This is a genomic window from Sphingobium sp. AP50 (assembly GCF_900109095.1).
Taxonomy (GTDB): domain Bacteria; phylum Pseudomonadota; class Alphaproteobacteria; order Sphingomonadales; family Sphingomonadaceae; genus Sphingobium.
In genome coordinates, this window is sequence record NZ_FNYZ01000022.1 from 1 (window position 1) to 24,054 (window position 24,054).

Annotated in this window: 21 protein-coding genes; 14 read left to right on the top strand and 7 right to left on the bottom strand. The window is 57.8% G+C overall.

Annotated elements, in window-relative coordinates; translation table 11 throughout:
* On the top strand, positions 1-548 hold a 548-nt coding region (locus tag BMY84_RS24165; protein WP_143075149.1), incomplete at its 5' end, for a Crp/Fnr family transcriptional regulator.
* Between the two features lie 150 nt (positions 549-698).
* Positions 699-965: a DUF6894 family protein gene (locus BMY84_RS24170; RefSeq protein WP_093087278.1), complete on the top strand. Its 267-nt coding sequence runs from the start codon at positions 699-701 to the stop codon at positions 963-965.
* Positions 966-1,087: 122 nt separating this feature from the next.
* Here BMY84_RS24170 and BMY84_RS24175 read toward each other — a convergent pair whose 3' ends face one another.
* Both BMY84_RS24175 and BMY84_RS24180 read right to left on the bottom strand, forming a co-directional pair.
* Positions 1,088-1,420: a hypothetical protein gene (locus BMY84_RS24175; RefSeq protein ID WP_371262442.1), complete on the bottom strand. Its 333-nt coding sequence runs from the start codon at positions 1,418-1,420 to the stop codon at positions 1,088-1,090.
* Positions 1,421-1,439: 19 nt separating this feature from the next.
* Positions 1,440-2,327, bottom strand: coding sequence for an iron-containing redox enzyme family protein (locus BMY84_RS24180; protein ID WP_093087282.1), 888 nt, complete (start codon positions 2,325-2,327; stop codon positions 1,440-1,442).
* A 190-nt stretch (positions 2,328-2,517) separates the two neighbouring features.
* Here BMY84_RS24180 and BMY84_RS24185 point away from each other — a divergent pair, with 190 nt between their 5' ends.
* From BMY84_RS24185 to BMY84_RS24200, 3 genes are all read left to right on the top strand, one after another.
* Positions 2,518-3,234: a Crp/Fnr family transcriptional regulator gene (locus BMY84_RS24185; RefSeq protein ID WP_093087284.1), complete on the top strand. Its 717-nt coding sequence runs from the start codon at positions 2,518-2,520 to the stop codon at positions 3,232-3,234.
* A 421-nt stretch (positions 3,235-3,655) separates the two neighbouring features.
* The gene (locus BMY84_RS24195) at positions 3,656-4,750 is read left to right on the top strand and encodes a glycosyltransferase family 4 protein (protein ID WP_093087288.1); all 1,095 of its coding nucleotides are present in this window, start codon (positions 3,656-3,658) and stop codon (positions 4,748-4,750) included.
* A gap of 8 nt (positions 4,751-4,758) precedes the next feature.
* Positions 4,759-6,975, top strand: coding sequence for an amylo-alpha-1,6-glucosidase (locus tag BMY84_RS24200; protein ID WP_093087290.1), 2,217 nt, complete (start codon positions 4,759-4,761; stop codon positions 6,973-6,975).
* Here BMY84_RS24200 and BMY84_RS24205 read toward each other — a convergent pair whose 3' ends face one another.
* Positions 6,976-7,173 (bottom strand): hypothetical protein, encoded by a 198-nt coding sequence (locus BMY84_RS24205; protein ID WP_093087292.1) that lies wholly within the window; start codon positions 7,171-7,173, stop codon positions 6,976-6,978.
* 327 nt (positions 7,174-7,500) lie between these two features.
* On the opposite strand from BMY84_RS24205, the gene BMY84_RS24215 reads away from it, so the two are divergent.
* From BMY84_RS24215 to treY, 7 genes are all read left to right on the top strand, one after another.
* Positions 7,501-8,205: a glutathione S-transferase gene (locus BMY84_RS24215; protein ID WP_093087296.1), complete on the top strand. Its 705-nt coding sequence runs from the start codon at positions 7,501-7,503 to the stop codon at positions 8,203-8,205.
* 146 nt (positions 8,206-8,351) lie between these two features.
* Positions 8,352-9,146, top strand: coding sequence for an alpha/beta hydrolase (locus BMY84_RS24220; protein ID WP_177204172.1), 795 nt, complete (start codon positions 8,352-8,354; stop codon positions 9,144-9,146).
* A gap of 357 nt (positions 9,147-9,503) precedes the next feature.
* Positions 9,504-9,920 (top strand): DUF2934 domain-containing protein, encoded by a 417-nt coding sequence (locus BMY84_RS30230; RefSeq protein ID WP_218147018.1) that lies wholly within the window; start codon positions 9,504-9,506, stop codon positions 9,918-9,920.
* Between the two features lie 46 nt (positions 9,921-9,966).
* The gene (gene glgX, locus BMY84_RS24230) at positions 9,967-12,072 is read left to right on the top strand and encodes a glycogen debranching protein GlgX (RefSeq protein WP_093087300.1); all 2,106 of its coding nucleotides are present in this window, start codon (positions 9,967-9,969) and stop codon (positions 12,070-12,072) included.
* Entirely contained in the window at positions 12,069-13,772 is a 1,704-nt protein-coding gene (treZ, locus tag BMY84_RS24235) for a malto-oligosyltrehalose trehalohydrolase (protein WP_177204173.1), read from the top strand. Before glgX ends, treZ begins: the two co-directional genes overlap by 4 nt.
* Complete coding sequence (malQ, locus tag BMY84_RS24240) at positions 13,769-15,535, top strand: 4-alpha-glucanotransferase (protein WP_093087303.1); 1,767 nt, start codon at positions 13,769-13,771, stop codon at positions 15,533-15,535. Before treZ ends, malQ begins: the two co-directional genes overlap by 4 nt.
* Positions 15,532-17,925: a malto-oligosyltrehalose synthase gene (gene treY, locus BMY84_RS24245; protein ID WP_093087305.1), complete on the top strand. Its 2,394-nt coding sequence runs from the start codon at positions 15,532-15,534 to the stop codon at positions 17,923-17,925. Before malQ ends, treY begins: the two co-directional genes overlap by 4 nt.
* 69 nt (positions 17,926-17,994) lie before the next feature.
* On the opposite strand, the gene BMY84_RS30235 is transcribed toward treY, so the two are convergent.
* Complete coding sequence (locus BMY84_RS30235; protein WP_093087307.1) at positions 17,995-18,216, bottom strand: hypothetical protein; 222 nt, start codon at positions 18,214-18,216, stop codon at positions 17,995-17,997.
* Between the two features lie 218 nt (positions 18,217-18,434).
* Positions 18,435-19,217, bottom strand: coding sequence for a transglutaminase-like domain-containing protein (locus BMY84_RS24255; protein ID WP_093087309.1), 783 nt, complete (start codon positions 19,215-19,217; stop codon positions 18,435-18,437).
* Between the two features lie 410 nt (positions 19,218-19,627).
* On the opposite strand from BMY84_RS24255, the gene BMY84_RS30610 reads away from it, so the two are divergent.
* Entirely contained in the window at positions 19,628-19,753 is a 126-nt protein-coding gene (locus BMY84_RS30610) for a hypothetical protein (protein ID WP_256215416.1), read from the top strand.
* A 225-nt stretch (positions 19,754-19,978) separates the two neighbouring features.
* Positions 19,979-22,291: an FdhF/YdeP family oxidoreductase gene (locus tag BMY84_RS24260; protein WP_093087310.1), complete on the top strand. Its 2,313-nt coding sequence runs from the start codon at positions 19,979-19,981 to the stop codon at positions 22,289-22,291.
* A gap of 15 nt (positions 22,292-22,306) precedes the next feature.
* On the opposite strand, the gene BMY84_RS24265 is transcribed toward BMY84_RS24260, so the two are convergent.
* Both BMY84_RS24265 and BMY84_RS24270 read right to left on the bottom strand, forming a co-directional pair.
* Positions 22,307-23,227, bottom strand: a complete 921-nt coding sequence (locus tag BMY84_RS24265) for an NAD(P)H-hydrate dehydratase (protein ID WP_093087312.1) — start codon at positions 23,225-23,227, stop codon at positions 22,307-22,309.
* Complete coding sequence (locus tag BMY84_RS24270) at positions 23,224-23,982, bottom strand: histidine phosphatase family protein (RefSeq protein ID WP_093087314.1); 759 nt, start codon at positions 23,980-23,982, stop codon at positions 23,224-23,226. Before BMY84_RS24270 ends, BMY84_RS24265 begins: the two co-directional genes overlap by 4 nt.
* Positions 23,983-24,054 lie beyond the last annotated feature (72 nt).

Here is a 24,054-nt window from a genome sequence, read left to right on the forward strand (position 1 = left end):
GAAGCTTGGAACAGGCTCGTCGATCAGCCGTGGCGCATCATGACAATCGGACGCCGCAAATGGGCATGTGGGTCGTGATCAATGCAGGTTGGTATAAGGCGCTGCAGACCGTCGCTCTTGAGCGGCCGGCCGTTGCTCAGGCGCTATGGATTGACGGTTTGATCGATGCGTCCATCTGTCGCGAATGGGTCCTGAATGTTGGAAGGCGCAATGCACGTGCGAAGATCGCGCATATATTGTGCGAGATTGCCGTAAGGATGCGGGCAGTGAACCTGCTCGAGATCCCTGATTTCCAGTTGCCGATGACGCAGGAACAGCTAGGAGATGCGACCGGCCTTACCGGAGTTCATGTCAACCGCACCCTTAAATCCCTCGGCCAGGATGGTCTCATCGACCATGGTGGGCGGTGGATCGCGATCAAAAATTGGGAAGGCATCCAGAAAGTCGGCGATTTCAACCCACTCTACCTTCATCTCGATCAGGCTGCGCCACAACTGGCGGGAACAGTGGGAACGGTTTTCGATGCCAATGAGGGATCAGATCGCTAGCCTGATCATGAATGACGTAAATCTGAACCCGAAGAATCTGGGATTATTCTTGTATATCTCGCCGATTTGGCTCAAACATGCTATAGCAGGTGGTACACTGGCGTCTGCGACTAAGAAGCGCCGTGCTCCCGCTCATGGCTGGAGATTTCTGTGCCCCGTTATTATTTTCACGTCGAGGATGGCCAGTCCTACACGGACTTGCAAGGTACGGAACTGGATGACCTGCAAGCCGCCCGACGCCAGGCCGTACGCTTTGCGGGATCGCTTTTGGCTGATCAGCCGGAGCAATTCTGGGGAGCGGGCGAGTGGACCATGAATGTGGCAGATGAGGAAGGGCGGACGCTTTTCACCTTGTCATTTCACGCATCAGGACCAGCGGAGGAAAGCAAGGTCGGCGATACAGCCCACAGCCGATAAGGCAAAGTGCTACTCTGGCAGCGCCCGGCTATTTCCCCTTATGCAACCGCACGATCAGTCCCGCATGATCGACAAGGCAAATCCTGACTGGCCTTTGATTTTGAAAGGGAAACTCAGTTTGCTTAGTGCAGCATTTGCTCCAATGTTGAGATCAAATTCCGTTCGAGCGCCGGTTTCAGAATGAGGGGCGCTTTCCGATGCGCCCTTACAACCGGATGGTCGAAGCCGCCGGAACAAAACAGATAGGGAATGCCGTAAAGCTCGAGGTCATCGGCCAGCAGCCCGACATCTCCTCCCCTAAGCCGAATGTCCAATATCGCGCCCGCCGGCATGCGCTCAGCAAGCGCTTCTATTCCGTCAGACAAGGTGGCATGGGGCCCATCCACGGCATAATCTGCTCGCTCAAGAATATCCGTCATGATCGAAGCGACCACCGGATCATCCTCTACCAACAAGATCGGGTATCGCATTGCCTTATGCCAGTCCGAAGTGGGTGCGATAGCGATCGAAGCAACGTGCACCGCACTTAAGCCTGATCAGCGCTCCTTCCGCCATCGCCTTCGCGCGCCGGGGATCTTCGGCGACGAGCGGACGAATAGCTTCGTCATTCCAATCACGGCTATGCTTGACATCAAGGACTGCGTGCAGGTCAAAATAGCGGCGTTCAGATCCAGACAGGCCGATGCGACGCAACCCTTTTGCCGTATGCGCTGACCTGTCGGGCGCGGTGAGTTCGATCACGCCAAGCGCGCCGACACTATGCCACGCATAATGACGTGAAGAGGCCATAGCCGTCATCGCATTCGCCAGGGCGAGGCTTTGCCAGACCGTATGTTCAATCTGCGTATCAAGCTGGAGGATATCGACCAATTGGCCCAACATGGGACCATGCATGCCCTTGGCATTGCCACGCCCCATTTCGTCCCAGTAATTACGGGCGAGTTCGAGCTTGGCGCGGGGCGGCAGCTTTACCTGCGTCATAGCCACCAGGTCGTCAAAGCCCGCCTCACCGGCAGCCTCCTGCGAAAGGAACCATCGCAGCTCATCCCGCCCGGCATCTTGCGCCAGCCAAGGGAAAAGCCTGTCATGTTGACCCGGACCATTGCTTTTCAGCGCCTCAAACCATGCGATGAAGCCATCGGGGTCTGTCGGCGCTTGGGCTGCCTCCTCCAGCACCTCACCACGCAATTCCTCAATAAACGCATGTTCCAGTCGTAACATGTTCCGATCGCATTCAAATCGTGATGCGGTCGCCTCTGCGGGAAAAGATGGCGCCAGCCGATGCCTGTTCCATCGGCTCAATTCTACTTGAAATTCCTGCCGAAGAAATTGCGATCCGTTATAGCTGAGCTGAGTAGCCACCGATGAGCCTTCCGATTTTGGATATAGCGAAAAAATGCCCTGGACCGCGCCACGTTCCGAAAAATCGCATTAATCAGGATCAAGGTCGGAAGGCTGCAGGCGTCCGACAGGCGATCTTGACTCAGAAGTTTCCCAAACTGCATTTGAAACGAAGCCAGGATCTCGATTGCCTCTAACATTGGATATCAGGATGATTTTCGCAGATCTGCTTCGCAGCCGCAGGCGCCACCAGTTGACCGCTGACGACCTTGCTGCGCTGGAGGCATCGGTGTCTGGTCTTCGATCGCTGCCTGCGCGCACGACGATGATATCGCGCGATGAACCGGTCAGGACGAGCACATATCTGATGGAAGGCTTCATGTGCCGCTACATGGACGACCAGAAAGGCGACCGGCAATTGGTGGCTGTTCATGTGGCCGGGGATTTTGTCGATCTTCATGGCTTCCCGCTTGGCTATCTTGATCATGATCTGGCGACGCTGACTGCGTGCCAAGTTGCGCAGGTTCCGCATGCCGCGCTGGATGGGCTAATGGTGACGCGTCCGAATCTGACCAAATTGCTATGGTTTAGCACACTGCTGGATGCCGCGATGCATCGAGAGTGGATTTTCCGGCTTGGTCGGCTCGACGCCATCGCACGGGTCAGTCATTTCATTTGCGAGATCGAAACCAAACTGCGCGCCGTGGGGCGAAGCGATGGATCGTCTTTTCATTTGCCCATGACACAAGCTGATCTGGGAGAAACATGCGGGATCACAGCCGTGCACATGAACCGAATGCTGCGGGAACTCAAAGACCGCCAACTCATGACAATTCGCCGCAATCAGGTGGACATCATCAACCCTGCGGGTCTGGCTGAGCTCGGAGAATTCGATCCTTCTTACCTTTTCTTGGACAATACAGGCTGACGGAACCGGCCCTGCTACGCTTCGTTGCCCCTGCTCGAAACAGCTTGAGAGAGAGGAGCACTCGTGTCGACGTCCAGAATATATAACGATATTGGAACCGCCTCGGCCGACACTGGGCTGGTCATGCTAGATGGTCCTGATGGTATTGCCATCACCCTTACACCTGACGCTGCCGAGGGAACCGGACAGGCACTAATCCGCGCAGCAGAAGAGGCACGCGCGCAGATAGCAGACCCCAAAGATGGCGGCATATCAACTTCGAAATAATATAGATCAATAATCAAGATCAGTATCTTGGCCACTATCGGTTCGTCGCGAGTGTAAATCACATGACGGTGCAACTTTAGCTGGATGAAGTATTTATATAAGCGGCTTTCGCGCTGGGGGATCGCCGAGGCCTCTCTCTGGTGAGGATTGCCGCATGAAGATCGCCCAAATTGCTCCGCTAGCTGAAAGCGTGCCGCCAAAATATTACGGAGGTACTGAGCGGATTGTGTCCTATCTTACCGAAGAACTGGTGAGGCAAGGCCACGATGTCACTCTATTTGCCAGCGGAGATTCTTTAACGGCGGCAGAACTGGTTCCGATCACCCCTGCCGCATTGCGGCTTACACCCAATATTGTCGATCCCATCCCCTATCACATGATGCTGCTGGAGGCGGTGCGGCAGCGGGCAAATGAATTTGATGCCCTTCATTTCCACATCGACTTGCTGCACCTGCCAATGATCCAGGATTTTATAGGGCGGACGGTCACCACCTTGCACGGCCGCCTCGACCTTCCCGACCTGCCCCCTTTTTATCGCTGCTTTGGCGATCATTGCCTCGTGTCCATTTCCGACGATCAGCGTCGCCCCATGCCGCCAGTCAACTGGGGAGCGACCATCCATCATGGGCTGCCTGCTGACATTCTCTTGCCGCGTTACGATGATGGAGAGGGCTATCTGGCTTTTCTCGGCCGCATCTCGCCTGAAAAGCGGCCGGACCGGGCTATTCGGATTGCAGCACGATCAGGCATGGAATTGCGCATTGCAGCCAAGATTGACACGGTCGATCGCGCCTATTGGGAAAATGAAATTGCCCCTCTGGTTGAACGCCATCCCAATGTTCGGTTTATAGGTGAGATCAATGAGCAGCAAAAAGCCGAATTTCTCGGTAATGCGCGCGCCTTGCTTTTTCCGATCGACTGGCCCGAACCCTTTGGCCTTGTTATGATCGAGGCGATGGCCTGCGCCACACCGATTATTGCGTTCCGCTGCGGTTCGGTACCCGAAATAATCGAGCATGGTTGTTCCGGTTTCATCGTCGACAGCGAGGATGAAGCGATTGACGCCATTGGGCTGCTGCGGGATCTTGACCGAAAATTGGTGCGTGGCGCATTCGACGCACGGTTCACGGCTGCACGGATGGCTGCTGACTATGTCTCGCTATACCATCGGCTGCCTGGCGCGCGCACGGACGCAGCCTGGCTTCGCCGCCAGCGCGGTGAAGACGCGGAATTACAGATTGTCGCATAGGAGCCGCCATGTCGCTGACCCAGCCGCAATTCGACCTGCCGGGGATCGCCGGGGGGCAGGCCTTGTCTCAGGCTCAGACCCAATTCTTCATTCCTGCGACCGCATCTCTGCATGAACGTCGGCCCCGCACGCTCAAACATGGCGACAGTTTCGCTGTATTTGATCATAGCGGCGATGCTATCGCGGGGCCAGGCAGCCCGGAAGGGCTTTATCATCGGGACACCCGCCACCTTTCTCATCTTTATCTCACCGTTAACGGCATGCGACCGATCTTGCTCAGTTCGGCGCTGCGCGACGATAATGCGATGCTGACTTGTGACCTTGCCAACCCCGACTTCGTCGGGGAAGATGGCCGGGTCATAGTTGAGCATGACCTCATCCATTTGCGCCGCACCCGCTTTTTATGGGAGGGTGCGATTTACGAGCGGATCACGATCCGCAATTTCGATGCAGAAAGCCGGCAAATATCTGTCGGGCTGGCATTTGCGGCGGACTTTGCCGATCTATTCGAAATTCGCGGCATGACCAGATTGCGTCGCGGAACGCTACGCGCCCCTCAGGTCGGAGCTGCCGATCTGCTCCTGTCTTATCTGGGCCGTGATGATCGCGAACGAGAGACTCATCTTCATTTCGATCCCGTGCCCGACGAACTGACAGACAGCCATGCCCGGTTCGATGTCCTGATATCGGCGGGCGGCCGCTGCACTTTGTTCGCACGGATCGCTTGCGGACAGGCGCGGGATGACGCACCCCTTCCCAAGCAATTTCTCCAATCCCTGCGCGAGGCGATGCGTGGGCTGCAGCAAGCGCGCAAACGCGCCGCCACCATCTGCTCATCCAACGATCTGTTCAATGAAGTCACGCGCCGTTCCGTCGCCGACATATCCATGTTGTCGACGCAAACCGATCATGGCCCATATCCCTATGCCGGCATACCCTGGTTCAGCACCGTCTTCGGCCGGGACGCGCTGATCACCGCGCTTGAGACATTGTGGCTGGACCCGGCCATCAGTCAGGGCGTGCTGGGCTATCTTGCCGCACATCAGGCGACCAGCTTCGATCCCCTCGCTGATGCTGAACCGGGCAAGATCCTGCATGAAGTCCGCCATGGTGAAATGGCGGAACTGGGCGAAGTACCGTTCCGCCATTATTACGGCAGCATCGATTCCACGCCGCTATTCGTCATGTTGGCCGGCGCCTATCTGGAACGGACAGGTGACATTAGCTTCCTTCGCACCATCCTTCCCCATATTGAGGCTGCGCTGCTATGGATTGAAACCCACGGTGATCGGGATGGCGATGGCTTTGTCGAATATGGACGACTGACCGACCAGGGGCTTCAAAATCAAGGCTGGAAGGACAGCCATGACTCCATTTTCCACGCCGATGGCAAAATTGCGCGCGGCCCCATCGCGCTGGCAGAGGTGCAGGCCTATGTTTATGGTGCCTGGAACGCTGCCGCCGCTATTTTCGCTGCGACAGACGAGGCGGGCCGGGCTGCGGACTATCGGACCCGTGCTGCCGACCTGCGCATCCGGTTCGATGCAGCCTTTTTCGACCCTGAGCTCGGCACCTATGTTCTTGCGCTAGACGGCGACAAGAGCCCTTGTCGGGTCCGATCGTCCAATGCGGGTCACGTCCTCTACACCGGCCTAGCCCGTGATGACAGAGCGGCAGCGGTGGTTCACACATTGATGGCACCGGCCTCCTTTTCCGGTTGGGGTGTCAGGACCATTGCTTCGACCGAGAAACGCTATAATCCGATGAGCTATCACAATGGGTCGATCTGGCCGCACGACAATGCGCTGATAGCAGCCGGCTTTTCACGCTACGGATTCCAGCGACACGCAGCCCGGATATTTGAGGGACTCTTCGCGGCAGCGACCTATGTCGATATGATGCGTCTGCCAGAGCTATTCTGTGGCTTTCCACGTCGCAGATCGCAGGGACCTACATTTTATCCCGTCGCATGTAGTCCGCAGGCTTGGGCCGCTGCCGCGCCTCTTGCGCTGATCCAGTCGAGCCTCGGCCTGCGTTTCGATGTCAAATCACATCAGATCATTCTCAGCCAGCCGACTTTGCCGGCCTTTCTCAATAGCCTCTCCGTGCGTGGTCTATCGGTTGGAAAGGCCAAAGCCGACATCGATTTCGATCGTTTGGGGAACACGGTCGTAGTCAAGCCTGTGAACCGCACCGGTGACGCACGGATCGTTACGCTGGCCTAATCAAGATCCTTTTACCTCATGCATCCCTTTGGTATCAATAGTTTGGAGCATTCCACGACACTGCGCCTCATCCAGTACGGCGCGTTGGAAATCGCTAAGTTCGGTATCTGTTTCAATCGCCTGAAGGGCAGAGGCAAGTTCGGCATCGCTCATGTCCGCGGTACGCACGGCAAATGCCATTGGGTCAGAGCTACTCATACCCTATCTCCCTTCGCCGGCCCATCACGGGAAGAAGATACGGCATCCGTGATCTGAATGCTTTAACCTATGTCATATGCTCAACTAACGCGGCGCGCTATTACGTCTGCCCCGGTTCAAAAAGAACGCATCCTATCGCGCCTGGCGTTTGATCAGCAAAAATTTCAAGGCGTTAAAAGAGAACCAGACTGCGCTGTTACATCTACGAAATTTCATCCTGGCGGCCATAGCCGGAGCGTTTAAAATGCCTGTCGGGCACAGACGCCATGAAACTCTTGTTGTGCTTGGGGCTTACACTGTTTGGGATGAGCCGATGGAGCGAGCGTGATGGCGGAATATGAATTCTATTACTGGCCCTCGCCCTTTCGAGGTCAGTTCATTCGCGCAATCCTCGCATTTTCCGGCAAAAGCTGGAGCGAACAGGGCAGTGAAGCCATCACCGACCTTATGGGACGTGACCCAACCGATCAACCGGTCGCTTTCATGGGACCACCGGTTCTGATCGAGCGAGCAACCGGCCTTGCATTATCGCAAATGCCAGCAATTGCTGTGTACCTTGGTGATACTCTCGGGCTGATCGACGATCGAGCGGCATCGCGGGCGCTGACGGCGAAGGTCGCCAATGATGCCAATGACGTGATCGACGAGATAACCCTCTATGGCGGTCGCGAAATGTGGACGGACGAGAAATGGAGAAAGTTCGAACCAAGGCTCCGTAAATGGATGCATATTTTTGAGTCTTTGGGTAGCAACCATGGGTTGAAAGCTGACGCGGGTTATTTGCTGGGGACCAATAGCCCGGGAGCGGCTGATATCCTTACCGCGACATTATGGTCGACAATGGGCAAGCGCTTCCCGCTCATCCAAACAATCCTCGAGAAAACCGCTCCACGGATCGCTGGTCTTGTGAAACGGATGCAATCGGTGCCTAGCCTGGCGGCATTGGAAAAAAATAGCTTCGCGAAATATGGCATGGACTATTGTGGCGGCGATATCGAAAAATCGCTGCGCGCAGTGCTTGAGCGACATTGATCATTTTGTCGGCCATCAACGGGACAGGATAGTGTGAAAGATCCATGCTGGTGGACGAAGCGGCTACCTGATTTCCGGCGGCATCGCCCCTGATCGCGGCGCACCCCGCTCAAAATAGACATATGGTGATGGAAGCGCGAAGGAAGATGAACAGGATCAACAAGGTGGTCAGCATAGCAATCGGATTGTTCTTGTCCGCATGCAGCGCGCCGAAAGAAGATAGCGATCCGGCCGGTAACGTAGCACAAATGGAGATGACAGCAGCAGCGCAGACAGCCATTATCGGAACAGAGGATGGCAAGAAGGTCTTCCTGGACCATGTCCCGGTCGAGAGTGCCCGTGCTACGATCATCCTCCTCCATCAGGCCGGAGCCAGCGGCTATGAGTTTAAAGATATTGTGCCTCGTCTGAATGCGGAAGGCTATAGCACGGTCCTCGTCGACCTCCGATCGGGCGGCAGCCTCTACGGTCCCAACCGCACGGTGAACAAATATGGGAAATCGGCCCAGAATTTTAGCGACGCACTCCCTGATATCGAGGCCGCATTGAACTGGGCCCGACTTCAAGGCCCTCCGGTCATTCTGCTCGGCAGCAGCTATTCAGCTTCCCTCTGTTTGCGCGTCGCAGCCGACAATCCGAGCCGCGTCGCTGCAGTGCTGGCATTCTCGCCAGGAGAATATTTCCCTGATCGTCATTTCACCGGCGCCGCCGCAAAGGCAGTGACGGTGCCGGTCTATATCAGCCAGTCTTCCGAAACCGAAGAGATCTTACAATCTAAGTCCATATTCGATGCGTTAGCCAGCAAACAGAAAATATTGTTCGTCGCAAGAAATGGTAGCGTCCATGGTGCATCAACTCTGCGATCGGATCGAAACCCTTCTGGCGCAGACGAGAACTGGAAATCGATGAATAAATTTCTAACGACGCTTAGCCTGCGTTGAAGCCTGGACTGATCTCGCGTTTGACGACGACGCTATGGATGACGTCAGCGCCAGTTTCACGACGAGCCATTTGGCTCGGCCGGTCCACTATAATGTGATGCGACCGATCCATATTGATAAATTTCCAGGATTAAATAGACAGTAGATGTCATTTTTCACTTGAATGTAATCTGGTCATCCATGATCTGATCACACGCTATCTTTCTTTTGTTTCCTATATTTTCCCAGCCAGCCATCTACTTCGAAAATACTCTGAACAGATGCGCCTTTTCACACGCCGGTGCAGCCAGATATCGGACAGGCCCAAGGCGGCCAACTTGCAAGGAGCTTTGATCAATCCAAAACGTTGCGAACCTTTTGAAAGATGACATCATTGGAAGTCAAAGCAGTTCGCAACGCCCCAAGACAGATAGTTGGGCGGTGAGCGCCGCTCCAATAGCGAAGGTCACGCCTGCTGCAGCGCGGCAAAAAATCTCGCTGATCTGTATCAACTCGCGCATCCATCGGGGCTCCTGCGCATTTATCGTCCGCCGCGCATCGCGGCATCGCTTGGAGGCCTTCGTGCAGGACAATCTTGAGGACCGCATTCGCGAACGGGCACATGCCATCTGGGAAGCGCAGGGTCATCCTGAGGGGCTTGCCGACGAACATTGGCGCCAAGCCGTCGAGGAGGTGGCGCAGGTCGACAAGCTTGCCCAGCTTCCCCCTCCTATTGCGACTGGAGCAGCAGCAAAAGCGTTGACCAAAAGGAAAGCGTCTAAAACGACGGTCTGAACCCGTTGGTTCTCGCCCGCTTCCTCCATGACAGGACCTAGCCCATTTGAGCCAGCATCCTGACCGCCTTGAGGGCGGATCACCCTATCCTCTCGGCGCGAGCTTCGACGGGCTCGGCGTCAACTTCGCCATTTTTTCCGCCAATGCCGACCGGATCGAGCTCTGCCTGTTTGACCCCAAAGGTCGCAAGGAGGTTGCCCGGCTGACCCTGCCGGAATGTACCGACGAGGTCTGGCACGGCTATCTTCCTGATGCACGGCCCGGCCTCCTCTATGGCTACCGGGTTCATGGTCCCTATGCGCCCGAACATGGTCATCGTTTCAATCCTAACAAGCTGCTGCTCGATCCCTATGCCCGGCGGCTATCTGGCAGCATCAAATGGAATGACGTGCTGCATGGCTATCCGGTCCGCGGCCGGCTCAAGGATCTGGGGTTCGACCGGCGCGACAGTGCCAGCGCCATGCCCAAGGCTGTTGTAACCCATGACAGTTTCGATTGGTCGCGCGATGTTCGTCCCAATGTATCCTGGTCGGACACGGTGATCTATGAGGCCCATGCCAAGGGCCTGACGAAGCTGCTGGAAGCGGCACCGGCGCAGGAGCGCGGCACATTTGCCGCGCTCGCCCATCCCAAGGTCATCGACCATATGAACCGGCTGGGCATCACGACTCTGGAACTGATGCCGATCCACGCCTTCACCCAGGACCGCTTCCTGATGGAAAAAGGCCTACGCAACTATTGGGGCTATAATAGCCTGAGCTTCTTTGCGCCTGAGCCGACCTATTTTTCCAGCGATAGCCATGATGAGTTGCGTGTCGCGGTGCGGCGCCTGCACGCGGCCGGAATCGAGGTGATCCTTGATGTCGTCTATAATCATAGCTGCGAGGGTAGCGAGCTCGGACCCACATTGTCCTGGCGCGGCATCGACAATGCGACCTATTACCGGCTGCTACCCGATGATCCGCGCTACTGTCTCAACGACACGGGCACCGGCAATACCTTCAAGCTGACCCACGCCAGGGTCATCCAGATGGTGGCGGACTCGCTGCGCTATTGGGCGACAAGTTTCGGGATCGACGGCTTTCGCTTCGACCTCGGGCTCACGCTTGGTCGCACCGATCATGGCTTTGACCCTAACGCCGGGCTGTTCGACGTACTACGACAAGACCCTATTCTGGGTCGTCTCAAACTCATTGCAGAGCCATGGGACGTGGGCATGGGCGGCTATCAGCTCGGCAATTTCCCGCCCGGCTTTGCCGAATGGAACGACAAATATCGTGATACAGCGCGGCGATTCTGGCGTGGCGATCCGGGGCAGCGTGCCGACCTGGCTGCCCGGCTATCGGGATCGGGCGACCTGTTCGATCGTCGGGCGCGTCGGCCCTGGGCGAGCGTCAATTTCCTTACCAGCCATGATGGCTACACCCTTGCCGATCTCGTCTCCTATGAGGAGCGGCATAATGAGGCCAATGGCGAGGATAATCGCGATGGTCATGACAATAATCTTTCGCGCAATTGGGGCTTCGAAGGCGCAACCGAAGATCCCTCCATCCTGGCGACAAGGGGGCGGGTACGCCGCGCGATGCTTGCGACCCTGCTCGCCTCCCTCGGCACCCCGATGCTTGTGGCCGGTGACGAGTTCGGCCGCAGTCAGGGCGGCAACAACAATGCCTATTGTCAAGATAATGACATCAGCTGGCTCGACTGGTCGCTGACGGAGGGAGCGGAAGGCAAGGCCCTCTTCGACTTCACCGCGCGGCTGATTGCTCTGCGCAAGGCCCATCCGGTGCTGCGCGCATCGACTTTCCTCTATGGTCAGGATTCGCCGGGGTTCGGCATTAATGACATTGAATGGTGGGACGAGCGCGGCGAGCGACTGACGGCTGACGACTGGGATAATCCCGAAGGTCGCGCCCTCGTCATGCGACGGGCAACCCTGCTGGAGGATGGTCGGGTCGAGGCGTTGACACTGCTTCTCAATGCAAGCGAAGATTCCATCGACTTCACCCTGCCCGCGCCTTCCGCGCCGCGGCAGGTGCTGATTGATAGCGCGCAGCCGGAGCGGGGGCCCTTCGCGATAGGCGACGACTACAGGGTCGAAGCACATTCCGCGGTGCTGGTCTGCTGGCTTGGCGAAAGGCCGGCATCATGACCGCGTGGGGGCCTACTGACATCGGCAACGGACAATGGCGTTTTGCCCTATGGGCTCCGGATCGGGACAGCGTTTCGCTTGAAATCGAGGATGAGGAGATCTGGCCGATGGACCCGGCCGATGATGGCTGGTTCCGTGTCGATGCCAAAGTCAGTGAAGGCAGCCATTATCGCTTCCGCCTTGCCCCTGACCTCGCCGTCCCTGATCCCGCGTCACGCCGCCAGTCTGGCGGCATCCACGGCTGGAGTGTCGTCACCGCGCAACCTGCCTATGATGCTGGCTGGATGGGGCGTCCTTGGGAAGAAGCCGTTATCTATGAGCTGCATGTCGGCCTGTGCGGCGGATTTGCGGGCGTTGCCGATAGGCTCGCTGGCCTTGCTGCCATTGGCGTTACCGCGATCGAGTTGATGCCAGTCAACGCTTTCAGCGGCGCGCGCAACTGGGGCTATGACGGCGTCCTACCCTTTGCCCCGGCTGAGGCCTATGGCAGCCCGGCAGAACTGCGTGCGCTGGTCGAAGCTGCGCATGATCTGGGCCTCATGATATTTCTCGATGTCGTCTACAATCATTTCGGCCCGGACGGCAATTATCTGGGTGCCTATGCGCAACCCTTTTTCCATCCCGAGCGCCACACGCCTTGGGGCGGCGCTATTGCGGTCGACCGCCCGCAGGTTGCCGCCTTTTTCCGCGAGAATGCGCTGATGTGGCTCCATGACTATGGCTTTGACGGGCTGCGCTTCGATGCGGTCCATGCGATCGGCGATGACGCGTTTCTCGACGCGCTTGCGCATGATCTGCGCGCAGCGACACCGGGGCGACACATTCACCTGATGCTTGAGAATGAGCGCAACGATGCCGAACGGCTGGGACCGGGGCGCTATAATGCCCAATGGAATGACGATTTCCACAATGTCATCCATGTCCTTTTGACTAGCGAGCGTGACGCCTATTATGAGGATTTCGCTGAGCGCCCGGCTGAGAGGCTCGCGCGCTGCCTTGCGGAGGGTTTCATCTATCAGGGCGATCCCTCGCCCCATCAGCAAGGCAAGCACCGCGGAACGCCAAGTGCGCATCTCCCACCGTCCGCATTCATCTCCTTCCTGCAAAATCACGACCAGACCGGCAACCGCGCGATGGGCGAGCGGCTGACCTCGCTGACTTCGCCGGAGCGACTGAAAGCGGCAACGGTGCTCCTGCTGCTGATGCCGCAGATTCCCTTGCTGTTCATGGGCGAGGAATCCGGCGCGACCAGCCCCTTCCTCTTCTTCACTGATTTCCACGACGAGCTGGCCGACGCCGTGCGGGAAGGCCGACGGCGCGAGTTCAAGGGCTTTACCGCCTTTGCTAGCGAAGAGGCCCGGGCGCATATCCCCGACCCTAACGCACCGGCCACCTTCGACATGGCTCGCGTGGTGGAGGGCCCTGATGCAGCCGAATGGCGCAGCTTCTACAAGACGCTTCTGACGCTCCGCCATCAAGTCATCGTGCCGGGCATCGCCGGCGCACACGCGCTTGAGGCGACCGTGTTGTCCGGCAGCGCTGTCCAGGCGGTATGGCGGCTTGGTGACGGGCGTCTGCTGTCCATCCTGCTCAACCTTGGTGAACTGGCGGTCGAAGGCTCCAGACGAGAGCAGCCGATATTTGCGGTGGGAACGCCAGGTGGCTCTGCCAGCTGCGCCGTCTGGATCGACCTGCCATGACGTCGCCGCTCCATCAGCTTGCGCAGGAAGCAGGCATTGCGCGCTTCTGGATCGACGCGGACGGCGAGGAGCGGCAGGTGAGCGACGAGACCCTGCGCGCGATCCTGTCCGCGCTGGGCCTTAGGGCCAGCGACGAGGCCGCCATTACCGTTTCGCGCGTGGCGCTCCATGAGCGGCGTTCGGCCCGCCCTTCCCTTCTTACCATGGACTGTGGCGAGCCAATTGCCCTGCCCGCCGGCGTCTGTAGCTTTCGAACCGAGACAGGCGAGACCATCGAGATCGATACCGAGCGCGGCCTGTCCCAACCTGGCTATTATCATGCTGATTATGATGATGGTAGCATCCTGATCGCGGTCGCCCCTGCACGCTGCCCGGCGATAAAGCGCCGCTGCTGGGGCGTCACGATTCAAATTCCGTCGCTGCGTGGCGACGATAAGGACTTTGGCGATCTTGGGCTTCTGGCAGACGCGGTGGAGCGTCTGGCCGCTCGCGGCGCTGACGCAGTGGCGCTAAGCCCAATCCATGCGTTATCGCTTGCCAATCCGGGGCGTTTCGCGCCCTACTCTCCGTCAAGCCGGATTGCGCTTAACGCGCTGCTGGCGCCTCTTGGGACAGCTGGCGTAGAGCCCTCGGCGGCGCTGATCGACTGGGAGGTTGCCGGCCCGGCCAGGCTTATCGCCCTTCAGGAAGCATTTGCCCTCGCCGCATCGGCAAAAGAGGCAAATAAGGGGGAGAGCTTTGAACATTTCTCCCAGAAACGGGCGCGGGCCGGCCTTGATGACGTCCAGCGCGCAGCGCGGGATGCAGGCATGGCGATCGGCATCATCGCTGATCTTGCGGTTGGCGTCGATCCGCTGGGGGAGGAGGCACTTGGCGATCCCGGTGCGTTTCTACAGGGGCTACGCATCGGTGCGCCACCTGATCCGCTGGGACCGCAGGGGCAGGACTGGGGCCTTACCAGTTACAGTCCGCAGGGGCTAGCCGATCGGGGATTTGCGCCTTTCATCGCGATGCTGCGTGCCAACCTGCCGCAAGGCGGCGGCATGCGCATCGACCATGCCTTTGGGCTGCAACGGCTCTGGGTTGTTCCGCAAGGCCGTCCAGCCACTGAGGGGGCCTATATCACCTATCCGTTCACCGACCTGCTGCGCCTGCTGAAGCTGGAGGCCTGGCGCGCCGACGCGATCATCATAGCGGAGGATCTGGGCACCCGGCCGCCTGGTTTTAGCGAGGCGCTCGAGAAAGCGGGCATCTATGGTATGACCGTCCTGCCCTTCACCCGCGATGCAGAAGGGTTCCTCGACGCGTCCGCCTATCCCGAAGGGTCCGTCGCCATGAGCGGCACGCATGATGTAGCGACCATCGCCGGTTGGTGGACTGGCCGCGATCTGGAATGGAATCATACGCTCGATCGCGGAGGAGACACACAAGGCGACCGTGCAGAGGCTCGAAAGGCGCTATGGATGGCGATTGGTGCGGGCGCCCCGCAGCCAGCCAATGACGATCCCACGCCCGTTATTGAGCGGGTTCTGGATTTTCTGGCCGGGTCGGCTGCGCCGCTCTTGCTGGTGCCGATGGAGGATCTCGTCGGGCTTGTCGAACAGCCCAACCTCCCGGGTACAACAGTTGAGCATCCGAACTGGCGCCGACGCCTTCCGGCATCGATCGACGCTCTGCTGGCTGAGCCTGCTCTCCAGCGGCGCATTGCGTCCTTGACCAGAGCCCGTCCGCGAGCGGCCCTGCTGCAGGAGGATCAGCCATGATATTACGCGCAACCTATCGGATGCAATTCACAAAGGATTTTCCATTCGAGGCAGCCGAGGCGATCGTACCCTATCTGGCGGGGCTTGGCATCAGCCACCTCTATGCGTCGCCGATCACGACCGCGCGCTGTGGGTCGATGCATGGCTATGATGTTATCGACCCGACGCGGATCAACCCCGAACTGGGCGGCGAGGACGGTTTCTCCAGCTTGGTCGCAACCTTGCGCGCTCATGATATGGGCATCATCATCGATATCGTTCCGAATCATATGGGGGTTGCTGGTGGCGAGAACGCGTGGTGGAACGATATTTTGCGACTGGGGCGCGCCAGCCCGTTCGCACCCTATTTCGATATCGACTGGGACGGTCCTCTCATTCTTCCTATCTTGGGAGACCCTCTTGCCGACGTTATCGAAAAGCGCGATCTGGTCCTGAGATCGGAAGGCGAACCGCATCTTCTTCTTTATGGCGAGCAGAGGCTTCCCTTGCGCCCTGATGGCCCCCTGAAAGGGGATGTCGCGTCGATCGTAGAGGCACAGCATTACGCCCTCGTTCATTGGCGCGCCGCAAATGATCGGCTGAACTGGCGCCGCTTTTTTTCGATCAACGAGCTGGCCGGCGTCAGGGTCGAGGAGCCACTGGTCTTCGAAGCGACCCATGCGCTCTACTTCCGCCTGTATCGCGATGGGCTGATTGACGGCCTGCGCATCGACCATGTCGATGGCCTTTCCGATCCGGCGGGCTACTGCTGCAAGCTCCGGCACCGCATGGATATCATCCGTCCCGGCGCCGTCATCCTGGTCGAGAAGATTCTCGGCGCACAAGAGGGGCTCGCCACCGACTGGGGCATCGATGGGACGAGCGGCTATGATTTCATGCGCGATGTCACGGCCCTGCTCCACGAGCCAGCAGGCGAGGCGCCACTTACCAGCCTATGGGCTTCCCTGGATCCCGACCATGCCGACCCGCAGACCGTGGTCCGACAGGCGAAGCGCGACATACTTGATTGGCAGTTCGAGGCGCAATTGGCTGCCTGCGTTGAAGCCTTCAGGCGGCTCGCGCAGAGCAGCGGGCAGCCCCACATCGAGGCATGGACGCCGCCGATGCTTCGTCGCGCGATCGCCTGTCTGTTGCAGAGTTTTCCGGTCTATCGCACCTATGGTGACGGGCGCTCGGCACCAACCAGCGACGAGGCAGCGCGAACGGAAGCATGGGAAGCAGTGCTGTCGCACCTTCCGCCTGGCGAAGGACCGGTAGCCCGACAAATCCTTGCCTGGCTTGCAGGCGATGGTCCTGTTACAGGCGATCTTGCTGCCGAAGCCGTACGCAAATTTCAGCAACTCTCTGCGCCCATCGCTGCAAAGGGGGTCGAGGACACCGCCTTCTATCGCCGTGCCCCTCTACTATCGGCTAATGAGGTCGGATCGGCGCCTGAACAATTTGCGATCTCGCCCGCGGAATTCCACCGCCGGGTTATGGACCGTGCGCGTGACTTTCCAGGCGCGATGCTGGCGACCGCGACCCATGATCACAAGCGCGGCGAGGATAGTCGCGCGCGCATCGCTGTCTTGAGCGGCATTCCCGATCTTTGGGCGGACCGCGTTCATCAATGGAGCGTTTTTGCTGAAGATCTTGGCCCCGACATCCATCCCGCCGATCGCTATCAATTGTTTCAGACCTTGCTTGGTGCCTGGCCGGATGATGGGACGTCCCCCCACTTTGCTGAGCGTATCCTTGGCTGGCAGCAAAAATCACTGCGCGAGGCCCGGTTGCGATCAAGTTGGGAAGATCCGAACCTCGACTATGAAAAGCAAGCGGCCGGACTGGTCTATAATCTGCTCGCAAGCCCCGGTTTTACGGGCGATCTTGCAAAGTTCACCAAGCAGATCGAGCCTGCTTCACGGATCAACACCCTTGTTCAGACGGCGCTCAAATTCTCCTTACCGGGCGTCCCTGACACCTATCAAGGCTGTGAGGCAGAAGATCTCAGCCTGGTCGACCCTGACAATCGGCGGGCTGTAGATTACTCGCATCGGAAAGCTTCGATCGCGGTGCCCCATATCGGCGCAGATGTTAAGCTGCAACTCATTCACAGGCTTTTGACAATGCGGCGCGACAACCCCGAGCTTTTTGCGTCCGGGATATATGAACCCTTGCTGGTCGAAGGGCCAAGGGCAGGTCATATTCTTGCATTTACCCGCCGCCATGGTGATGTCCGCCTGACCTGCGCCGTTCTGATCCGCGCAGCAGCACCGATTATAGCTACTGGAGGCCTACCACCTATTGCATGGTGGCAAGACACATATCTTATGCTCGATCAGACCCGCCCCGCGCATCAATTATTTGCCCGAGAACCTTTTCTTATTAACCTCGATAAAGCTTCTAAATAAAAGCGGAACAACGAAGCTGAACGCGCGTCTCATTGGGTGCTCAGATTTCCTGTGCTGGAGACGCCCGTGCTATTTGAATCCCGAACATTGCAATGGTTCGCCAACCGCGTCGAGACTGTCGAAATGCGCTGTAACGCCCATCGTGAGATGCAAACTACGGTAGCGCGGCATCTCCTCGACCGCGAGCGCCGGGGTGAACTCGTCCAGTTCGAGGATGACGAAGCGCGCGCAATTTGCATCTCGTCCGACATGCTGTGGGAACTCAGCGTCCGTCATGCCGATGGCAGTCAATCGCACGTTGCATCATTCAGTTTCGAAAAGTGCGTGGCCCTCCTGCAGAGGGCCGATGGAATGCGATTGCCGGGCAACGTTGCCGCGTGACGTATCGCTCCTATGCGCTACACTCCAGAACCGCTCAGGATTACAGCGCTGGTCATCTGACGCCTTGAGCCAGACCTGGCTCTGGCGGCTGCAGGCCAGTTGCGAAACGTGACGGGACCTTCAATCGCTTATTCCCGGTGCGGCTCCACAGATACATACTGATCTATCAGTTGCGCCTGTCCAAATGCCGTCAGGAAGGCGATGTCTGCGGCGTCCCGGCCGACCCCAATTTTTGCCATGCCAGCTTCTCGGGCCATTCCGGTCGCGTCGACAAGATGCCACTCGCCGCCCAGGAAAATTTCCGCTACAGCGTGAAAATCGGGAGGATCAACTCCAAGGGCGTAGACGCTTGCAATCCGGGCAGGGATGCCGGCCGCACGTGCCAATGTAATGAGAAGATGAGCATAGTCGCGGCATATACCGCGCCGAGAAATGAAAGTGTCGGCTGCCGTGGTCATCACGTTGCTCGATCCTGGCACATAGCTCAGATGATGATGCACCCAGTCTCGCATGGCCACGATCTGTTCGCCGCCCTCCAACGTTCCGAACTCGGCGTCAACAAAGCTGTGAAATCGATCGGCTTCGCAGTAGCGAGAGGACAGCAGGTAGGGCACCGTTTCACCGGGCAGCAGATGTGGGGGTATCTTGCACAATGTCCGACAGTCGGCCAAATTGCGGTTTATCGTCACCGTAGCGCGATAATCCACCACCATCTTACCGGCTATCCGAAGCCATATTCTTTCACCGATGCAATCCTGCGCTGGCACCCTTGCGATGTGATCTGCCAGAGGCAAGACCAGATTGGTCCAGTCGATTGCTTGCTCCGGGATATTTGCCGCCTCAACTTGCAGCAGCACGTCCGTCGGGTCACGGAACTCATAATCGAGGTGGGCATGGATATTTAACTTCATGTCCGCCTGAACTCATAATTTCAATATTGGTGCCGAGCTGAAACAAGGAAATGCAATCTGCAACCGGTCACTGACTCGCTCGTTCATCAATCATTGACAGAAAGGACCAGCATGAAGCCCGGAAACGAAAAAACCTATCATAAGGCACATACGCCCAAGACCGCTACACGCTCGCTGGGAAGCTATATGGTGATAGCGTTTGTCGCTGCTCTTCTGTTGGCGGCTGTCTGGATCTCAATGCATGCATGAGTCTTTCCATCGGGCCTAACGCCGATATCCGTTCAATCCGTCGCCAGTAAAGTTGGTCATAAGGAGAAATTTACATGTCACAAAGGCCTCCAGTCCCCGCAGGTAGCGTAGCACCCTATCCTGCACATCCTTTGCCACATTCTGCGGAACTGGAGTCAGATGTGCCTTCGACTGGATCGAATGAGCGCGATGACATCGCCAATTCATTAAAAATTCTGGCCGCTATCGGCATTGGCTCTGCCGCCATTATTGCGGCGCTATTTTATACGCGTCAAGGCAAAGCCTGAATACGGGGGGGGGATCCAGGCCGGTCTTGCGACGGTTTCATGCGCATAGCCATAACGGTCGCTGACATTTCCTTCGCCTCGGTCGGTCAGCGGTTAGCAAAATGTGCAAGTGCAATTAACGTCGCGCTTCTCGTTCGTCCCGGGGACATTTCTCGCTTCGTCGGCGATCTGAACCAACGCCAACCCCGCTCGTTGCCGTTGACTGGGAAAAGGAACGGAAAAGCTATGGCCAGGCAAAAATCTGACAAACCCCGTATCGAGACGTTCGAGGGGCCGGCCGGCGGCTGGGGGTCGGTTCGTTCCCTCGCAGAAATCTTGCCTCGCGAGCAGCTGCCCGTTCAAGGGTTAAGAGAGCTTGCCCGGCAAAACAAACCCGCTGGCTTTGCCTGTGTCAGTTGCGCCTGGCCCAAGCCTGCCCATCCCCATCCCGCCGAATTTTGCGAGGAAGGTGCCAAGGCGACGGCATGGGAACTGACTAAACTGCGCACAACGCCTGAGTTTTTCAAGGACTATAGTCTCACCGCGCTCCGGCAGTGGCGGGACTATGATCTCGAGCAACATGGGCGGCTGACGCATCCCATGCGATATGACATAGATTTAGACAAATATGTCGCCTGTTCATGGGATGAAGCATTTGATGCCATTGCTGCGGCGCTAGGCACCTATGATCCCAATTCTGTCATATTTTATTCGTCGGGCCGCACCAGTCTGGAGGCGTCATACATGTACGGCCTGATGGCCCGAATGTACGGTAACCAGAACCTGCCCGACAGCTCGAACATGTGCCACGAATCCACCTCTGTCGGCCTCAAGGCGGCTATCGGCGTCCCTGTCGGAACGACGCAGCTCAAGGATTTTGAAGAGTGCGATGCAATATTCTTCTTTGGCCAAAATGTCGGGTCGAACGCGCCGCGGATGCTCCATGACCTGCGCGCCGCGCGCAAGCGAGGGGTAGAGATCGTTACCTTCAATCCCCTGCGTGAACGCGGGCTCGAGCGATTTACCGATCCACAAAATCCGATCGAAATGGCGACGTTATCCGAAACGGGCATTTCGACCCAATATCATCAGGTTAAGGCAGGCGGCGATATCGCTGCTATCATGGGCCTGGCCAAGTTTCTTATCGAATGGGACGATGTCGCTGCCGCAGCGGGAGATGCTCCTGTTCTCGACCATGATTTCATAAAAAGACATACCCATGATTTCGACGCTTTCGCCGACCGGGTTCGCGCTACCGAGTGGCACGATATCGAGCGGGAAGCAGGGCTCGACCGTGGCGCGCTGGAGCAAGCGGCACGCGTCTATGCGATGTCAAAAGCTGTGATGGCGATCTACGGCATGGGCCTTACACAACATGTGAGGGGCGTCGAAAACGTTCGCATGCTGGTCAACTTCCTTCTCCTGCGCGGCAACATCGGTAAACCCGGTGCTGGCCCAACACCCGTTCGCGGCCATAGCAATGTTCAGGGACAGCGCACGGTAGGCATTACAGAGAAAACAGACCTGGCCCCTGTCGAGAAGTTGAAGGAGCTGTACAGCTTCGATCCGCCCACGGAAAAAGGGCTGGACACGATCGAAACCTGTCGCGGTGTAATCGATGGGTCGGTCAAAGCCTTCATCGGGATGGGAGGCAATTTTCTCCGTGCCGTTCCGGACACAGGGCCGATGGAGGCGGCATGGCCTTCGCTAGACCTTACCGTCCATATAGCCACCAAGCTTAATCGAAGCCATCTTTTACCGGGCCGCGTCGCCTATCTTCTTCCCTGCCTCGGGCGGATCGAGCAGGATATCCAGGCTAGCGGCCCGCAGGCCGTTTCAGTCGAGGATTCGAGCAGCTGCATCCATGGCTCCGTGGGTAAGGCAAAGCCTGCCAGCCCACATCTTCTTTCGGAGCCTGCAATTGTGGCTGCCATCGCTAAACGGATCGTGCCATCCAACCCTCGAATAGATTGGGACGGATGGGTTGCCGACTATGCACGCATCCGGGATGCGATTGAAGCGACCTACCCCGATATCTTTGAAAATTTCAATGGACGCCTCTTTCAGCCCGGCGGCTTCTGGAAAGGCAATAAGGCATCAGAGCGCATTTGGCTCACGCCTAGCAGGAAGGCGGAGTTTCATGTTCCAACCGGTCTTTCGGCCACTGGTTTTGCTGACGTTGCAGGGCGATATCGCCTGATGACTTTGCGTTCGAATGACCAGTTCAACACTACCATATATGGGTTCCACGATCGCTTCCGTGGTGTGAAGGGCACGCGGGACGTTTTGTTTATGAACGCTGAAGACATGGTGCGTGAAGCGTTGAGCGAAGGCGACATCGTGACGCTTGAGTGCGCCCTGGATGACGAAATTACACGTCGGCGCTCAGGCCTGATCGTGACCCCGTACGACATTCCTAGCGGATGCCTGGGTGCTTATTATCCAGAATGTAACTGCCTCATCCCTGTCGAGCATCACGCAGAGCAGAGCCATGTACTTGCAGCCAAGTCAGTTCCGGTCAAAATCCTACCCACCAACAGCCAGAATCCGTCTATGTGAACGGTGCGATATGATTCAGGGTCTTTGAACAGTCTTACCGCGAGGAAGGCTGTTGAGCGTGCCTTCAATCAGTGCGGGTATGACCGGAATAAGTTCGCGTGCCAGAAAGCCCAGTTCGCCAATCGCCGCCGCCGCGGCTTTACCGGCTTGTCCGTGGATCCACGCACCCCAGGCAGCAGCGAGAGATGCAGCCGAGCCTCTGGCAGTCAAGCCACCTATGAGGCCAGCAAGGACGTCACCTGATCCTGCTGTCCCCAAACCTACACAGCCGCCGCTGTGGACAAGACATTGTCCGTCAGGCGACGCCAGATAGCTGATCTCTCCTTTGAGGAGAATAACCGCGTTCCACCGCGCCGCCATCTCGATTGCGACCGCGGCGGGCTCAGTCCGGATCTCTTCGAGAGACAAACCGCTCAAGGCGGCCATTTCGCCATGATGAGGCGTCAAAATCGTTCTATCGCCCAAGCCCCCACCGGACGGGCTATATTCACGAAGAACGACAAGCGCGGCTGCGTCGAGAATGAGACTGCCAGAAAAGCAGAGCCGGTCGAGCAGATCGATCAAGAACGCCTTTGTACCTGCAGTCGTGCTCATACCCGGCCCCAGAATGAGCGTATCGCAGGCGGCGATCCGATCCGTCAATAATGTCGCCGCGTTGGAAGCGATTTCTCCATCGCCGTCGACAGGCAGAGCGATCATGGCGGCCTCGGGCACAAGAACACCCAAAGACAGAGCCGAAGATTGCACCGTAGCCATTTGCAGCTTTCCGGCACCTGCGCGCAGCGCGGCTTCTCCGGTAAGGCGAAGCGCACCAGGCACAAATTCCGAACCTCCCACGACCAGAACGCGGCCCCGGCTGTTTTTGTCGGCACCTTGCTCGATCGCCGGCAGCGGATGTCGCTTCAGCCACGCCTCGTCGAGCGGGAGGCAGCTCATCCGCGTGCGCCGGCAATGGCATCGGGCGCACGGGTCACGGGCGTGTCGTCCTGCTCGACCGGGGCCGTCACATTGTATCGACCAAGCAATAGTCCTCCCCTTTTGCCACTGTCCGCGTCGAACGCATATTCGGTGATGGCGCAATTGGCGACATCGCCTTCACGGTCGATCTCTAATATCTCAGCCTCGGTCATGCCTTCGACGATGTAACGCAAACATAGCACCACGACCTGATGGGTGAAGATCATCACATGCCGATCTGCATGATGAAGCGCAATCGTGTCCATGACGGAGCGCAGTCGCAAAATGACATCGCACCAACTTTCACCCCCTGGGGGGCGATGATAGAATTTGCCTAACAGCTTGCGAAATTCTGCCTGCTGCGGCTCAATGCTATTCACTCCCATGGATGTAAGTCCATCAAGGATACCGAATTCTTTCTCCCGCAGCCTCTCATCAAAGCAGATGGGCACATTGCTTGCGCAGCCTCCAGCCTGGCGAAATAGATCGGCAGTCTCGTAAGCGCGTCGGTAGGGGGAGGCAAGGAGCACATCGGGACGCTTATGTGGTGCCTCACCGGCATACCAATGTCCGAGCGCTCGGGCCTGGTTACGGCCAAGGTCGCTCAGGGGTACGTCCGCGTCTCGCTCGGAAAGAGCTATGCGATCGACATTGGCCTGCATGGCAGCATCCCGCGCGACATTGCCTGCGCTCTGACCATGCCGAACGATTGTCAATTTCCTCGGCCAATGCATCTGCTTCTCCGCTTTTTCCTTTTCGCAGAAATGGATAGAGTGCCCAAATGATCCCCGTTCGTGCCCGGAAAT

What these genes read in the sequence shown, in the direction of transcription:
- BMY84_RS24185 (WP_093087284.1), top strand. Translation starts at nt 2,518, where the DNA reads ATGATTTTCGCAGATCTGCTTCGCAGCCGCAGGCGCCACCAGTTGACC.
- BMY84_RS24195 (WP_093087288.1), top strand. Translation starts at nt 3,656, where the DNA reads ATGAAGATCGCCCAAATTGCTCCGCTAGCTGAAAGCGTGCCGCCAAAA.
- BMY84_RS24200 (WP_093087290.1), top strand. Translation starts at nt 4,759, where the DNA reads ATGTCGCTGACCCAGCCGCAATTCGACCTGCCGGGGATCGCCGGGGGG.
- BMY84_RS24205 (WP_093087292.1), bottom strand. Translation starts at nt 7,173, where the DNA reads ATGAGTAGCTCTGACCCAATGGCATTTGCCGTGCGTACCGCGGACATG.
- BMY84_RS24215 (WP_093087296.1), top strand. Translation starts at nt 7,501, where the DNA reads ATGGCGGAATATGAATTCTATTACTGGCCCTCGCCCTTTCGAGGTCAG.
- BMY84_RS24220 (WP_177204172.1), top strand. Translation starts at nt 8,352, where the DNA reads ATGAACAGGATCAACAAGGTGGTCAGCATAGCAATCGGATTGTTCTTG.
- treZ (WP_177204173.1), top strand. Translation starts at nt 12,069, where the DNA reads ATGACCGCGTGGGGGCCTACTGACATCGGCAACGGACAATGGCGTTTT.
- malQ (WP_093087303.1), top strand. Translation starts at nt 13,769, where the DNA reads ATGACGTCGCCGCTCCATCAGCTTGCGCAGGAAGCAGGCATTGCGCGC.
- treY (WP_093087305.1), top strand. Translation starts at nt 15,532, where the DNA reads ATGATATTACGCGCAACCTATCGGATGCAATTCACAAAGGATTTTCCA.
- BMY84_RS24255 (WP_093087309.1), bottom strand. Translation starts at nt 19,217, where the DNA reads ATGAAGTTAAATATCCATGCCCACCTCGATTATGAGTTCCGTGACCCG.
- BMY84_RS24260 (WP_093087310.1), top strand. Translation starts at nt 19,979, where the DNA reads ATGGCCAGGCAAAAATCTGACAAACCCCGTATCGAGACGTTCGAGGGG.
- BMY84_RS24265 (WP_093087312.1), bottom strand. Translation starts at nt 23,227, where the DNA reads ATGAGCTGCCTCCCGCTCGACGAGGCGTGGCTGAAGCGACATCCGCTG.
- BMY84_RS24270 (WP_093087314.1), bottom strand. Translation starts at nt 23,982, where the DNA reads ATGCATTGGCCGAGGAAATTGACAATCGTTCGGCATGGTCAGAGCGCA.